The 15,035-nt window shown below is 62.7% G+C and carries 11 protein-coding genes; 7 read left to right on the top strand and 4 right to left on the bottom strand.

What is annotated here, in order from left to right; genetic code table 11:
- Positions 1-253 precede the first annotated feature (253 nt).
- Complete coding sequence (locus tag SB822_RS14120) at positions 254-712, bottom strand: PaaI family thioesterase (protein WP_079487679.1); 459 nt, start codon at positions 710-712, stop codon at positions 254-256.
- 241 nt (positions 713-953) lie between these two features.
- On the opposite strand from SB822_RS14120, the gene SB822_RS14115 reads away from it, so the two are divergent.
- A complete protein-coding gene (locus SB822_RS14115) occupies positions 954-2,564 on the top strand; it encodes a methyl-accepting chemotaxis protein (RefSeq protein ID WP_410854957.1) in 1,611 nt (536 codons plus the stop codon).
- A 926-nt stretch (positions 2,565-3,490) separates the two neighbouring features.
- Here SB822_RS14115 and SB822_RS14110 read toward each other — a convergent pair.
- A complete protein-coding gene (locus SB822_RS14110; RefSeq protein WP_086917454.1) occupies positions 3,491-4,591 on the bottom strand; it encodes an AGE family epimerase/isomerase in 1,101 nt (366 codons plus the stop codon).
- A 157-nt stretch (positions 4,592-4,748) separates the two neighbouring features.
- Between SB822_RS14110 and SB822_RS14105 the strand changes: the two genes are divergently transcribed.
- The 5 genes from SB822_RS14105 (at position 4,749) to SB822_RS14085 (ending at position 9,891) form a co-directional block, all read left to right on the top strand.
- Positions 4,749-5,435 carry an MgtC/SapB family protein gene (locus SB822_RS14105; RefSeq protein ID WP_410854956.1) on the top strand — a complete coding sequence of 229 codons (687 nt, stop codon included), beginning with the start codon at positions 4,749-4,751 and terminating at the stop codon, positions 5,433-5,435.
- Positions 5,436-5,641: 206 nt separating this feature from the next.
- Positions 5,642-6,910: a hypothetical protein gene (locus SB822_RS14100; protein ID WP_410854955.1), complete on the top strand. Its 1,269-nt coding sequence runs from the start codon at positions 5,642-5,644 to the stop codon at positions 6,908-6,910.
- 945 nt (positions 6,911-7,855) lie between these two features.
- A complete protein-coding gene (locus SB822_RS14095; protein WP_007587494.1) occupies positions 7,856-8,146 on the top strand; it encodes a hypothetical protein in 291 nt (96 codons plus the stop codon).
- A gap of 164 nt (positions 8,147-8,310) precedes the next feature.
- Entirely contained in the window at positions 8,311-9,240 is a 930-nt protein-coding gene (locus SB822_RS14090) for a 3-hydroxyacyl-CoA dehydrogenase family protein (RefSeq protein ID WP_207633902.1), read from the top strand.
- Positions 9,241-9,276: 36 nt separating this feature from the next.
- Entirely contained in the window at positions 9,277-9,891 is a 615-nt protein-coding gene (locus tag SB822_RS14085; RefSeq protein ID WP_410854954.1) for a flavin reductase family protein, read from the top strand.
- A gap of 28 nt (positions 9,892-9,919) precedes the next feature.
- Here the strand turns inward: SB822_RS14085 and SB822_RS14080 are convergent, their stop codons facing one another.
- Positions 9,920-11,302 (bottom strand): polyhydroxyalkanoate depolymerase, encoded by a 1,383-nt coding sequence (locus SB822_RS14080; RefSeq protein WP_410854953.1) that lies wholly within the window; start codon positions 11,300-11,302, stop codon positions 9,920-9,922.
- Between the two features lie 244 nt (positions 11,303-11,546).
- Here SB822_RS14080 and SB822_RS14075 point away from each other — a divergent pair, with 244 nt between their 5' ends.
- Complete coding sequence (locus tag SB822_RS14075; protein WP_410854964.1) at positions 11,547-12,200, top strand: glutathione S-transferase family protein; 654 nt, start codon at positions 11,547-11,549, stop codon at positions 12,198-12,200.
- 795 nt (positions 12,201-12,995) lie between these two features.
- Here the strand turns inward: SB822_RS14075 and SB822_RS14070 are convergent.
- Positions 12,996-14,966 (bottom strand): Cache 3/Cache 2 fusion domain-containing protein, encoded by a 1,971-nt coding sequence (locus SB822_RS14070; RefSeq protein WP_410854952.1) that lies wholly within the window; start codon positions 14,964-14,966, stop codon positions 12,996-12,998.
- Between the last annotated feature and the right edge of the window lie 69 nt (positions 14,967-15,035).

The following is a 15,035-nucleotide window of genomic DNA, read 5'->3' as shown; positions in this document are numbered from 1 at the left end:
CGAGCCCCGGCCTCAGTCAAAATGTACAGGCAGGCAGCGTAACGCGGTTCAGGCGACAACTACCTTGACACACACCGCGGCAAAGAAAAGTAGGTGCCGCCCCGCACAGGGGCGACGCTTGAAGCACGAAGGCATAGCGTGGATGCCAGCGCAAAGGCAAGCACATAACGCCAAAGGCTTGCGCAGCAAACACCGCATCGCGGATACCAGCGAAAAAACCAAAAGCACCACCCAGCGTCGCAGACAAAAAACATCACTCCCGCATATGCCGATCCCCCTCATACGGACCTCCAGCCTCCGTCCCATCCCCGATACGATTAATAGTCCCTTGAGCGACAGCGACAAGCCTATCCTTATCCCCATCGGTAACAAACACACTGCACTGACAGGTAGCCTGCTGCCGCCCCACATACACCACTTCCGCCCGTGCCATCAGCACGCCCGTCATCGCGGGCCGCAGATAGTTGATCTTGTACTCGCCCGTCACAACGCGAGGCCCAAGCGCCAGCGCGCCGGCAAAAGTGAGCGCGTTATCGGCGAGATAACTGATCACACCGCCATGCACGAAACCATGCTGTTGCCGCAATTCGTCGCGGATCGGCAGGCAAAGCGTCAGCTCATTCGCGCCGACATACATCAGTTCGGTGCCGAGCAGCACGCTGAATGGCTGGGCGTGCAGTGCGCCACGCGCCCGGTCGAGTAGGTCTGTCATCGTCGTTCCTTCGGGCATAACCCGCGTGGCGATGTCCCAACTCTAGGAAGCGCAAATGCAGCGCGTCAAGGAAATTCGAAGAATTGCACGGCAATTATTGTGCATATCGACGTAATCGCGCTGCGTAAGCTTCCGAAATACTCACACACTGGGAATTTTGCCGACGAACACTCAAGGCATTGCCTGACATTGCCGTAAACCCGGATGCACTCCCGTCCTTCTCAGCAATTCAGGTGTTTCGATGTTCAGCAAGATCAAAGTCGCTTCAGGTTTGTTATGCGTTCTGGCCGCTTTCTGTATTTTCCAGCTGGTGACGGAGGGGCTCGGTTTCTGGTCGATGACCCGCACGCACGACGACGTCAACGATCTCGCGAACGTCGCGCTGCATCAGGTGGATGCCGTCAATGAGACGACGCAGCATCTGATGGACGCACGCATCAACCTGTCGCGCGCCGGCACGCGGATGGTGCGCGGCGGCGCGGAACCGACCGATATCGTCCAGCACGCGCGCGAGCAGCTCGCCGCCGCGGACCGATCGTTCACGGTCTTCATGAACGCCCCGAAACTCAACGACGAAAACAACGCGCGCGCCGCAGCGCTCAACGAGAAGTACCAGAAGATTCACACTGCGCTGGGCGAACTGGCGCAATACCTCGACGCGGGCAATATTCAGGCGTTCCTTGATCAGCCGACCCAAGGCATGCAGGACGCGTATCTGACCGAGCTGCACAACTTCACGCAATTCGGCGACGCGACGGGCCGCGCGTCGATGGATTCGATCGACGGACGTCAGACGCTGTTCCGCTCGGTGGGTCTGGTGATTCTCGCGTTGCTGCTGGCGGGCACGGCGGGCGTATACGTGGCGCTGCGGCGCGGCGTCGTGGGTCCGCTGGAAGAGGCGGGCCGGCACTTCGAGCGCATCGCGCAAGGCCGCCTGAACCAGCCGATCGAAGCGCGCGGCACGAATGAAATCGGACGTTTGTTCTCGGGCCTGTCGGTGATGCAGGCGAGCGTCGCGCGCACTGTGAAGACCGTGCGTGAAGCTGCCGATTCGATCTATATCGGTGCCGACGAAATTGCCACGGGCAATGCCGATCTGTCGGCGCGCACGGAGAATCAGGCTGCATCGCTCGAAGAGACGGCGTCGAGCATGGAAGAGCTGACGGCGACCGTACGCCAGAACGCCGACCACGCACGCGAAGCGAATGCCCTCGCGGAAACTGCACTCGATGCGACCTCGCATGGCAGTGAGGTCGTCAATCAGGTCGTCGCGAAGATGCACGGCATCGCGCAAAGCTCGGACCGTATTGCGGAGATCATCACGGTGATCGACGGGATCGCGTTCCAGACCAACATTCTCGCGTTGAATGCGGCCGTCGAGGCGGCGCGCGCTGGCGAACAGGGACGCGGCTTTGCTGTCGTCGCGGGTGAAGTGCGCGGTCTCGCGCAGCGCAGCGCGCAGTCGGCGAAGGAGATCAAGGAACTGATCAGCGAGTCGGTCGCGGAGATTCAGGGCGGGTCGGTGCTGGTCGAACGCGCGGGCGAGGCGATGGGCATCGTGTCGGAGTCGATTTCGCGTGTCACGCAGATGATGGCTGAGATCAGCGCTTCGTCGCTCGAGCAGAGCACGGGTATCGAGCAGGTTAACCAGGCCGTCGTGCAGATGGATGAGATGACGCAGCAGAACGCGGCGCTCGTGGAGGAGGCTGCGGCTGCGGCTTCTTCGTTGCATCAGCAGACGCGGCAGATGAAGGAAGCTGTGGCTGCGTTTGAGATTTCTGATTCGGTTTTGATCTCGCATCGCACGCGGGGGGGATTGGCGCCGGTGCTCAGCGGGCATGCTGTTGGGTGAACGCACGGGTTCGGTTTGGTTTTTTTGCTTTTGCGTTGGGCCATGTGTTAGCGCCTTCGCGGCGCGTTTGGTTTGGTTGTTCTAGCCTGTGCGCTGGCATCCGCGTTTGCCTTCGTGCTTCAAGCGTCGCCCCTGTGCGGGGCGGCACCTACTTTTCTTTGCCGCCGCAAAGAAAAGTAGGCAAAAGAAAGCGGCTCAAACCGCCAACATTTCTTCTTGCCTGAGGGCCCCCAAAGGGTCTTACGCTTCACACGGCAGCATTTCTGTTCGCGTTCGTCGCCAACGCTTCGAATGAGCGCCTCACCCACTTCAAACACCCGAACAAGAGCCAGCGGCAGCGAATGGTTTGTGCCGCCCAGGTGGCAAACTGTGTGTAGGTTGTCGCGTCGTATAGCTCGGCGCTCTTACATGGCGGCACGCGCGCGTTATCGGGTTCGAAGTGAGGCGTGTGCAGTCCTACGGCCTACACACAGTTTGCCACCTGGGCGGCAGTGGAATATCTGGCACGGCGTGCTGCGACGCGGGCGCGTGAAGCGGGTGGAGCGCTCATTCAAAGCGTTGGCAACAAGCATGAGTCACGTGGTTGCCGTGTGAAGTGTGGGACCGGTTGGGGGCCCTCAGGCAGGAAGAAGGATTGGCGGTGTTAGCCGCTTTCTTTTGCCTACTTTTCTTTGCGGCGGCAAAGAAAAGTAGGTGCCGCCCCGCACAGGGGCGACGCGTGGAGCACGAAAGCAATGCGCGGATGCCAACGCAAACACGAGCAAACCAAACCGACCGCGCCGCAAAGGCAAAACGCAAATGCCAGCGCAAAGTCCAGAACACCGACCGGCAACGCGCGCGCCGCAAAGGCAAAACGCAAATACCCGCGCAAAGTCAAAAACACCCAACAACAACGCCCGCGCCGCGAAGGCGCAACCACCAAAACATCAAACCCCAGGCAACGCCGCATAAGCAGTAGCAAGATGATACGGCGTCGTCGAAGGCATCTCCGCCCGCGAGACCTCACCCGTTTGCGTCTTGCATTCAACCCATCCACGCGCATTCAAAAACCGCGGCTGGAACCGCCCAATCTGCTGCGGCAACACTGCCCGCACATCATCATCATCATGCACAGCAAGCGCACGCAGATACTCCGTCTGCGCCCAGATCCGCTGCGTTGAATCCTGGACCCCACCCGCTTCATCGAGCGCCGCGTGCACGCCGCCCGTCGTCGCATCGACGCCGTTTTCGTGCGCGAACAAAAACGCACGCGCGAGCGCCTCACGCAAACCCGACCCGGCGAGCACATCGCCCGCCTGCCTCACGAGCCAGAACCATTCGAACTGATGCCCCGGCTCGAGCCGGTTGTCCACGCTACCCACGGGCAGTTCGGCAATACACCCCGTCGGCTGATGCACAAAAGTACGCGCGATGGCGTCGCCGAGCTTGGCGAGCGCCGTATCGAACGCGGCGTCCTGAGTAGCGACGCGCGCCGCGAGCCATGCCTCCGTCAGATGCATCAGCGGATTTTGCAACGGCATGCCGTCCGTGCCCGAGAAGCCGGCATCGAGCGCAGCGTGTAGCAGGCCATCACGGGCAGCGAAGCGGTCCTCGATCAGCGACGACGCGCGATGCACGATGTCCAGCGCATCGCGGTTGCCCGAACGCGCGCCGTATTCGGCGCATGCAAACACGACGAACGCGTGTGTGTACAGGTCTTTTGTGGTGTCGAGCGGCACGCCTTGTGCGTCCACGCTATAGAACCATCCGCCATGCGTGCGGTCCTCAAAGATATGGGTCAGCGATTCGAACAGACGCTGCGCATGCTGCATCTCGCCTGACAGCGCGAAAACGAACAGCTGGCGCGCGCACGCCATCGCCCGGTAGCGGGTGACGGGCAGCGGTGTGCGGCCGTCGGCGGCGACGGCTTCGTACGGCAGTCCGAGCGCGGAGTTGAAACCCGGGCCTCGCCAGATCGGCAGGATGATGCGTACGAAATGCTCGCGCAGCGCGGCTGCGAGCTCAGGCGTCGATGCAGTTGCATTCATGGTGCGGAAAGTCGAAAAAGGAATAAGAGGCGTACGCGCCGATGTTGCAGCATAAGGCAAACGGCACGCACCGGGCATCAGGACGCAGGCGCCGTAAGACAACGGCGAGGGCGAGGGCAAAGACAAAGGCAACCGGCGACATCACAAGGAGAACAACATGATCGGCAATTTCGAACTCATTTCCCGGCTCGTGCTCGCGGCAGCGCTCGGCAGCGTGATCGGCTTCGAGCGCGAGCGGCTTTCGTGGGCGGCGGGGCTGCGCACGCATATGCTCGTGTGCGTCGGCTCGACGCTCATCATGATCGTGTCGGCGTTCGGCTTCGCGGATGTGCTCGGCAACCAGCACGTCGTGCTCGACCCGTCGCGGATCGCCGCGCAGGTCGTATCCGGCATCGGCTTTCTGGGCGCCGGGTCGATCCTGCTGCGCGGCGAGATCATCCGCGGCCTGACGACGGCGGCGAGCCTGTGGTCCGTCGCCGCGATCGGGCTGGCCGTTGGCGGCGGATTGTACACGGCGTCGATCGCCGCGACGATCATCATTCTGATCATCCTGGCCGGCATCAAACCGATCGAGAAGCGCTTCATCACGGTCAAGCAGCGCCGCCAGTTGTCGCTGCTGGTCGAGCGCGGCTCGATGACGTTTCATACGCTGCACGAGGCGCTCGGTCCGGCGAGCCCGCGCGTCAAACAGTTCGTCATGCAGCAGACCGACGACGATGCGCAAATGGACGAAGTGACGATCACACTGCACCGCGTCTCGTCGACGGAATATGCGGCGATCTGCGGTCAACTGCGCGCGCTCCAGGGCGTCAAAGAATTTCGGGACAACGGCGAGCCGACATAAACGGGATCTGCGCATGATCGTCTGGCGACGGGCAGCGCGGATCGTGGCAAGTCTGGCACCGTCGCGCGAAATGCCGTCCCAAAAAGGCTGCGATCCACTTCTGTGACCCTCTTTGCATGAGACAATGCGGGCTCTAGAAAAATACCGACGTCAGCGGTGACGGGCGCCTTGAATGGCGACGAACGCTGCGCTCCCGCTTTTCCTACATGGCAGATTCCGCAGAATCCACGATTTCCCGCCCGTCGCGCGCCCGTTCGCAGAATCGGCGCACGTCCACTGTCTCTCCCGAAACCGAAAACAAGCTTGCGCGCGCCGCACGCTCGGCGCAGCGTCTCGCGCAACTGAGCGATGCCGCACGCGACGGCAGCACGCTCGACCTCTTCCCCGACGACACCGCACGCGCCGAGCAGCAGGCGATGAGCATCGACGTGCGGCAAGGCACGCTGCAAGGCTTCGAATTGCCCGATGTCGTGCTGGCGGCTGTCGGTGCGCCGGATGGCGTGGGTTTTGCGGCGGGTACGGTGGAAGGGAAGGCTGCCGCACGCGCGGTGCGTGGCGCGGCGCCGTCGAAGGATGTGGCGGCTGGTACTGTTCCGCACGACGGGCAGATGGTGATCGATACGGAAGCGGGCGCGCTGGAGCCGGCTGTCGCCGAAGGACCAACGCTGGCTGCTTCTATCGATGGCGAAGTTGCGCCAGCGGCCACGAAACCGGCTCAGAACGCGGCTGAGACCGCGACTCCGGACGTGCCGACGCAGGCTGCGTCGCTGGCGGCGGCGAGCGTCGTGCGCAGCGTCGCGGCGCTGCGTCAGATTTCGCCGCCGACCAATGCCGCGGATGCCGACGCTGCCGCCGATACCCAAAGCGATAGTTCGCCTGCGACCGCCGATGTGGCGCAGCGTTCCGCGAACCCAGATAGCAAGACAGCACCGGCGGTCGCGTCCGAAGTGTCCGCGCATGGCGCGAGCGCGGCGGCCTCGAACGCGCAGCCCACACGTTCCGCGCCATACATTCCGCTACCGCAGACGCACGCGCCGCGCGCCACGCCCGAACTGGATCACGCGCGCGCGACCGCGTTCGCCGATACCGTCGATGCGCTCTACGGCGTGATCGCCGACCAGCGTCGCGCCGCCGACGACCACACGCGGCGCATGAAGTGGATGCTGACGATCGTCGTCTGCGCCTTGCTGATGACGGTCGCGATTGGTATCGCGCAGACGCTGTTGCTGTTTCGCCTCTCGCATCAGTCGACCGCGCACGAACAGCGTATCGAACAGATGATGCTCAACCAGCAGGCGACGCTCGCGACGCTGCTCGACACCGATTCGTCGACCACGAGCCTTCCTGTCAGCCTCCAGGTTCCGGCGGCGCCTGCAACTCCGACGCCCGCGGCGCCTACGGCAACAAAGCCTGCCGAAACGCATGTGGCGCACGCGCAGCACGTCCAGAAGCGCAAGTCAGCGCACACTCACTAAGCCTCGTCCGCCCGTCGCGCCCATCTGCGCAGCGGGCTTTCTCCAATTCCTGCCTTAAGCCTGCGCGTACGGCAGCGGAACAATGCGCAACTAACCGTCTGCGCGAAATCACACCGCCGACATTCGTGGCGCTCCGTTGTATCCACGCATCAGCCTTGCAAAAAACAGGGGCGGGTCTGGAAGCCGCATGCTGTGGACGTGTTGCGACGCAATATCGCCTGAAAGCCCATGCGGCGAATGACCACACCGGAAAATTGCTGCATTGCACTAGCTTTCGGCTAGGGAAAACCCTATACTTCTTCATAAGGGAAAACCCTGAACCACCAACCCAACCGGGAGTCGCCATGAACTATCTTTTCGCGCTGTTCCAAAAGGTTAGCGACCTCTTCGCGTCGCCTCACTTGCCTCTGGATTCGGATTATTCGTACGAAGCACGTCACCGCGAAGCGGAGCGTGTTCGCAAGTCGCAAGCAACCTTGTTCGGTGTCCGTCTTACCGACTAATCGGTAGGGCGCCCATAAAAAGACGTTGCACTGCGCATCTCGCCGCCATCCAGAAGCGGCGAAACTGAAAAGCCCGGCCTGCCGGGCTTTTGTTTTTGCGCCTCAGAAAGCCATTAAGCGCCTCGAAGAAAAACGCTCCCGTCATTGCGCACACCGTCGTAATCGCCCGCGCATTATTTCCACACCGAAATGAATGTAACAGGGGCTCTACGGACGCAGACCATCGCGCATCGCCAAACTGCGCACAGCCTTGTGAAAACACGGCAAATCCCCGCGCGAACCCGTATTCGTCGCCCACACCGTATGAAATGTGCGCTTACAAGTCCTCACGTCTGTGAAAAGTCTGCGCGGCTAAAGTGGGTCTCAAGCGAACGGCGAATCTCATGACCGTCCCGGTCGATCCAGCCATCGCTCGCAACGAAACTCGAAAGGGAGAATAGCCATGAATGCCATCAAGAAGACTTCGCGTTCGATCGTCGCCGTGCTGATCGCTGGCGGTGCACTGCTCGGCGCAGGCAGCGCCTTCGCGCAATACGCACCCATGCACACGCAGCCCGTGTATGAGCAGCCGCACATGATGCCTGTGGGCGTGCAGGTCAATATCGGCTGGCACGGCGACCGTTACTACGACGGCCACCGTTACTGGGCGCACGACGACTGGATGCGTCATCACCCGCACGAGCGCGACCCGTACCATGACCGCGACCATCGTCCGCCGCAGGGACGTTACTAAGACCGTCTGACGGCACGCTTCGCGCCGCCCGATGCGGCGTGACGAGGATGAACCAGGGCCGGCCGCTTGCAAGAGCGCGCCGGCCTTGTCGTATCCGGCGTCGAAAAAATATGCGCTGCGCTATGCTTTTGAACTTCGATGGACAACACACACAGAAACGGGGAATGGGTTTGAGCAAGCCAGTCGTAGGCGTAGTGGGAACGGGATTGATGGGCGTCGGCATCGCGACGCAAAGCGCGCTGCACGGACACAGGACGATCGTCCACGACGTCGATGCGGCGCGGCTCGAAAGCGTCGCGCCGAAAGCGCGAGCCGTGCTCGACGAACTGATCGACGCGGGCCGCATCGACGGGCAGGCGAAGGAAGACGCGCTGTCGCGCATCGAAACGAGCGCCACGCTCGACGCCATGGCCGACGCGCATATCGTGATCGAGGCGATCCCCGAAGTGCTCGAACTGAAGCACCGCCTTTACGCACAGTTGAACGAGGTGCTGCGCGACGACGCGATCCTCGCCAGCAACACGAGCGGCTTTCCGCCCGACCAGTTGACCGCGCCGCTGCGCGCGCCGGAACGCTTTCTGATCGCGCACTTCTGGAATCCGCCGCACATGATCCCGCTCGTCGAAGTGGTGCCGGGCAGCGACACGGCGCAACACGCGATCGACTCGACCGTCGCGCTGATGCACGCAATCGGCATGGAGCCCGTCGTGTTGTCGAAAGCGATTCCGGGCTTCGTCGGCAACCGGCTGCAATTCGCGGTGCTACGCGAGGCGCTGAACATCGTGCGCTCGGGCGCGGCGACACCCGATGTCGTCGACCGCGTGATGAAGGCGTCGCTCGGCAAGCGCTGGGGAATCGTCGGTCCGTTCGAAGGCGCCGACATGGGCGGCCTCGATACCTTCGTCGATATCAGCACGCACCTGATGCCCGCGCTCGCCAAGGACGAAGACGTGCTCGATCTGCTGCGCGAGCAGGTGCAGGCGGGGCGCGTCGGCGTGCGCAGCGGTGCGGGCTTTTACGACTGGGACGACGCGCAGACCGCGAAGGTCAAGGCGGGACGCAGGCGCGTGATCCAGGGCAACGGAAAGAACTGAACGGCACGCACGGTCAATCACAACGAGAGCGACATCATGTCCGACGTCTATTTCTACGATCCAGCCACCGGCCACGGCCTGCCGCACGACCCGTTCAAGGCGATCGTCGCGCCACGCCTGATCGGTTGGGTATCGACGCGCTCGGCGGGCGGTCAGCTGAATCTCGCGCCGTACAGCTTCTTCGGCGCGTTTTCGACGTTTCCGTCGATCATCGGATTCGCCAGCGAAGGCCGTAAGGACAGCATCCGGAATATCGAAGAGACGCGCGAGTTCGTCTGGAATCTGGCGACACGCCCGCTCGCCGAGCGGATGAACCGCACGTCGGCGCCCGTCGCGGCGGACGTCGACGAGTTCCAGCTGTCGGGACTGACGCCTGTCGCGGGCCGCAACGTGTCGGTGCCGCATGTCGGCGAGTCGCCCGCTGCGCTCGAATGCAAGCTGCTGCAAATCGTGCAGTTGCACGATCTGAGCGGCAAGCCGATGGACAACTGGCTCGCGCTCGGACAGGTGGTCGGCGTGCACATCCAGAACGCGTATCTGAAGGACGGTCTGTTCGACACGCGCGCCGCGCAGCCGATCATGCGCGCGGGCTATCGCGCCGACTATGCGCAGATCGGCGACATGTTCCAGATGATTCGTCCGACGTCCTGATTTCCCTGACTGACGCTCGCCACGCTGTTCATTCGGTGGCGGGCTCGTCGGAAGCCAGATCGACGTCCATCGCTTCCGTGGCGGCGGGCGTCGTGCCCGCCGGCGTCGTCGCGCTCGACGCGGCCGCCGGCGCGAGCGTCAGCGACGCCTGCGCGCCACGCGTGGCGACGGGCACCGCACGCGGCTCGTTGTCGTGAATCACGGCGCGGATGCGCGGATAAATCTGCCGCTCCCAGCGCTGTCCGTTGAACACGCCATAGTGCCCGACGCCCGTCTGCACATGATGTGTCTTCAGATACGGCCGCAACCTGTCGCACAGATCCTGCGCCGCGAGCGTCTGCCCGACTGCGCAGATATCGTCGCGCTCGCCTTCTACCGTGAGCAGCGCGGTGCGCCTGATCTTCGACGGCTCGACGCGCCGTCCTCTCACTTCCAGTTCGTGCAGCGGCAGTGCGTGCCGCTGAAACACGGTATCGACGGTTTCGAGGTAGAAGTCCGCCGTCAGGTCCATCGTCGCGAAGTATTCTTCGTAGAAGGCGCGGATCGCTTCCGCCTTCTCCGGGTCGCCCTTCGAGCGCTCGTGATACATCGTTTCGAACGACTCCAGATGCCGTTCCAGATTCATCGCCATGAACGCGTTCAGCTGCACGAAGCCCGGATAGACGCGCCGGAACGCGCCCCGAAAACCGAACGGCACCGCGCTGATCAGATTCTGTTCGAACCATTCGATCGGCTTGCTCTTCGCCAGTTCGTTCACGCGCGTCGGGTTCACGCGCGTGTCGATCGGGCCGGCCATCAGCGTCATGCTGGCGGGCTGCGCGGGATGGTCGTCGGCGGCCATCAGCGCAACGGCGGCGAGCGCGGCAACCGTCGGCTGACAGACGGCGAGCAGATGCGTACCCTGGCCGATCGTGTCGGTGAAGTCGATCACGTGCTGCACGAACTCGTCGAAGCCGAAGCGACCCGCCGAAAGCGACACATCGCGCGGGTTGTGCCAGTCGGTGATGTAGACGTCGTGCTCGGCGAGCATCGTGCGGACCGTGCCGCGCAGCAGCGTCGCGAAGTGGCCCGACATCGGCGCGATCACCAGCACGCGCGGCTGCGGCACATCAAACGACGCATGCTTGCGGAAATGCAGCAGCGAACAGAAGGGCGTCGACTGCACGACTTCTTCGATCACATCGACCGCTTGCCCTTCGACCTCGACGCTGTCGATGCCGAACGGCGGGCGCACATGCGTGAGGCCCGCGAGCGTCAGCAATTCGGCCGATGCGCGCAGCGTCCTGCCGGATTGCGTGGCGGCATACTCGGGCCACGCGTCGAGCGCGCCCTGTACCAGCGATGCGCCATGGCGCAACGGCAGCATGAAGTTGGCGAACGCCTGGTACGCCGGATAAGCGAGCGGATTCATGGCTTTCGCACGAAGAGAACTTGAGGCAATGAGAGGCAAGTCATATGCCAGCGGAGCTAAACGTTGGCGGGCGGAATGGGCTGCTGCGGCGACGCGTTGGCATAGCCTTTGCGCGTTACTTCGCAAGATGCCGGCTATGCCGCTATTTGGTGCGCGCATGCACGGTATCGTGCATCGCGAGCCGCGCATCGCAGCGCGATGTTCCTCCGAGGAGCGAGACATGCCGAAACCGATGGCCGACACGATGACTGCCGCTACGCTGACGATCAGCAGCCGGAACTATTCCTCGTGGTCGCTGCGCGGCTGGCTGCTGGCGAAGTTCAGTGGCTTGCCGTTTGAAGAGATCGTGATGCCTGTTGATGATCCCGCTGCGCGGGCTGAGTTGCTGCTGCTGTCGCCCTCTATTCTCGTGCCGTGTCTTGTGCATGATGGCATTAAGGTGTGGGACACGTTGGCTATCGCTGAGTATCTGAACGAAGTGCGGCCTGAAGCTGGGCTGTTGCCGAAGGATCGTAAGGCGCGCGCGCATTGCCGTGCGATATGCGGTGAGATGCATTCGGGATTCAGTTCTTTGCGTTCGGCGTTGCCGATGAACCTGAAAGCGCATTTTCCGGGATTTAAGGTGTGGGCGCGGGCGCAGTCGGATATTGATCGTATTGTGACGATCTGGCGTGAGTGTCTTGAAGAATACGGTGGGCCGTATCTGTTCGGCGAGCGTAGCGCTGCGGATGCGATGTATGCGCCGGTTGTTACGCGCTTTGTCACCTATGATGTGCAGCTCGATGCCGATATCGTTGCTTATGGGCAGAGGATTCTTGCGCTGGCTGAGATGCAGCAGTGGATCGCTGAAGCGCAGTTGGAAGTCGATGAGATCGATGAGCTTGATGTTGAGTTTTAGGTTTGGTGTGTGTTGGGTTTGCGATGCTGTCGGGTTTTGACTTTGTGCTGGCATCCGCGTGATGGTGTTTGCACTTCAAGCGTCGCCCCTGTGCGGGGCGGCACCTACTTTTCTTTGCCGCCGCAAAGAAAAGTAGGCAAAAGAAAGCGGCTAACACCGCCAACATTTCTTCCTGCCTGAGGGCCCCCAAAGGGTCTTACGCTTCACACGGCAACATCCTTGTTTGCGTGTGTTGCCAACGCTATAAATGAGCGCCTCACCCGCTTCAAACACCCGCACAAGGGCTAGCTGCAGCGAATGGTTTGTGCCGCCCAGGTGGCAAACTGTGTGTAGGTTGTCGCGACGTACACGTTAGCGCTCTTACATGGTGGGACGCGTGCGCTATCGGTCCGGAGTGAGGCGTGTGTGGCGCGAAGGCCTACACACAGTTTGCCACCTGGGCGGCAGTGGAATATCTGGCACGGCATGCTGCGACGCGGGCGCGTGAAGTGGGTGAGGCGCACCGCAAGAGCGCTAGCAACGAACATGAGTCACGTGGTTGCCGTGTGAAGCGTAGGACCGGTTGGGGGCCCTCAGGCAAACACAAGAATTAGCGGTGTGAGCCGCTTTCTTTTGCCTACTTTTCTTTGCGGCGGCAAAGAAAAGTAGGTGCCGCCCCGCACAGGGGCGACGCGTGAATGGCAGACACCGTAACGCGGATGCCAGCACAAAGCCAAAAACACCGACCGGCAACGCATGAAGTACAAAGACAAAGCGCGGATGCCAGCGAATCTGAAAGTCCCGCTCCCGTGCTTTCTAGTTATGGCCTCCCAGCTTGAATACGGAAACAACTTCCGCAAGCTTGTCGGCCTGCGCGCTCAGGTCGGCGGCAGCCTGCTCGGCATCACTAACGAGCGCCGCGTTCTGCTGCGTCACTTCACCGATCTGCGTGACGGCCGTGTTCACCTGCTCGATGCCGCTCGACTGCTCCTTCGAAGCGACGCTGATTTCGCCAATGATCGTCTGCACCTGGCCAACCCGCTCGACAATCGAGCGCATCGTCGTGCTCGCTTCCTCAGCAATGCGGAAGCCGCTCGATACCGTCGCCGTCGATTCCGCGATCACGCCTTCGATTTCCTTCGCCGCCGCCGCGCTGCGCTGCGCGAGCGCGCGCACTTCCGATGCGACCACCGCGAAGCCCTTGCCGTGCTCGCCCGCGCGCGCCGCTTCGACGGCCGCGTTGAGCGCGAGGATGTTGGTCTGGAACGCGATGCCTTCGATGACGGTAGTGATGTCGGCGATCTTCTTCGACGACTGGCTGATCTCGCCCATCGTCGAGACGACACGCTCGACCGCGCGGCCGCCGTCGAGGGCCGCTTCCGATGCACCCGATACCAGCGTGTTCGCCTGCGCCGCATGACCGGCGTTCTGCTGCACCGTCGACGTAATCTGCTGCATGCTCGCCGCCGTTTCTTCGAGACTCGCGGCCTGCGTGCCGATGCGCGATGCGATCTCGCCGCTGCCCGCAGCGATCTTTGCGGTGCCTTCCGTCATGTCGGCCGACGCGCTGCGCACCTGTGTGACGATGCGCGCCAGACCTTCGCCAATGCCGTCGATGGCCTGCATCAGACGGCCGATTTCGTCGGTGCGCCGTTCGTGGCTCGCCGACACGCGCACGCTCAGATCGCCCGATGCGAAGCGCTCCGAGGCCTTCGCCGCTTCGTCGAGCGGACGTGACACGAGCCGGCGCACAGCGATCAGGAAAACGACGGCGAACAACCCGACCAGCACGAAGCCGATCAGGATGAAGCGGTTGCGCGTGGCGATCACGTCGGCCATCACTTCGTCTCGCTTCGCGACGCCGCCGACCAGCCAGCTCCATTCCGGCACCGTGACGAACGACACGAACTTGTCCTGCGCCCCCGTCTCGCCGAGCGTCGCGTCCGCGCTCGAATATTCGATCTGGCCTTCCTTTTCGTCGATCATGCGCTTGTACGGCGCGGCGCTCTCGTCGCCCAGTTGGCCGGCTGCCGCCGGATGCACCATCAGCTTGCCCCGATCCGCGCCGTTCGACGCGTTCAACACGAAGTAATAGCCCGTGTCGCCGATCTTCAGTTGACGGATGCCGTCTTCGACTGACTTGATCTGCGCATCCACGTCGACGCCGACGAACAGCGCGCCGATTACCTTGCCGCTGGCATCGGTGATCGGCCGATACTGCGTGATATAGCGTTTGCCGAACAGCGTCGCGAGTCCCGTGAAGGTCTTGTTGCCGGCGACGGGGCCGTAGGCGGGGCCCTTGCGGTCGAGCAGCGTGCCGATTGCGCGCGAGCCGTCCTGCTTTTTCAGCGAAGTCGTCACGCGCACGAAGTCGTCGCCCGTGCGCGCGAAGATCGTCGCGATGGCGCCGCTTTGCGCGAGAAACTGGTCGGGAATCGAGAAGTCGTTGTTCAGCACCTTGTCGCCGGCCTTGAAGACGGGCGTCGGCGTGCCGGCGATGTCGATCTTCTGCGTCTCGTCGAGCGCGTAGCCGGGCGGCAGGAAACTCGCGAACAGCGTCATCGAGCGGCCCACTTCGGCCGTGAGCGCCTTGTCGAACAGCGAGATCATCGCGGCAATCGAGCGGTCTTTTTCGGTGATGCGCGACAGCACCTGATCGCTGATCTGCGTGCCGGCCGTGCGGGTCACGGCGAACGTGAAGGCGGCAAAGATGGCGGCCACCAGCGCGCACGAGAGCATGGCGAGCCTGGCGCCCACGCTGGCGCGGCGCAGTGAAAGGATATCCATGAGGGTCTGCAGGTAACGGGATCGAAGCCGCTCCGATGCGTCGCGCGCGCGGCGGCGCGCAACGCGGAA

Source organism: Paraburkholderia sp. SIMBA_054 (genome assembly GCF_046534875.1).
Taxonomy (GTDB): Bacteria; Pseudomonadota; Gammaproteobacteria; order Burkholderiales; family Burkholderiaceae; genus Paraburkholderia; species Paraburkholderia hospita.
Note: the sequence above shows the minus strand (reverse complement) of the source record. Positions and strands in the feature narration are given on the sequence as shown.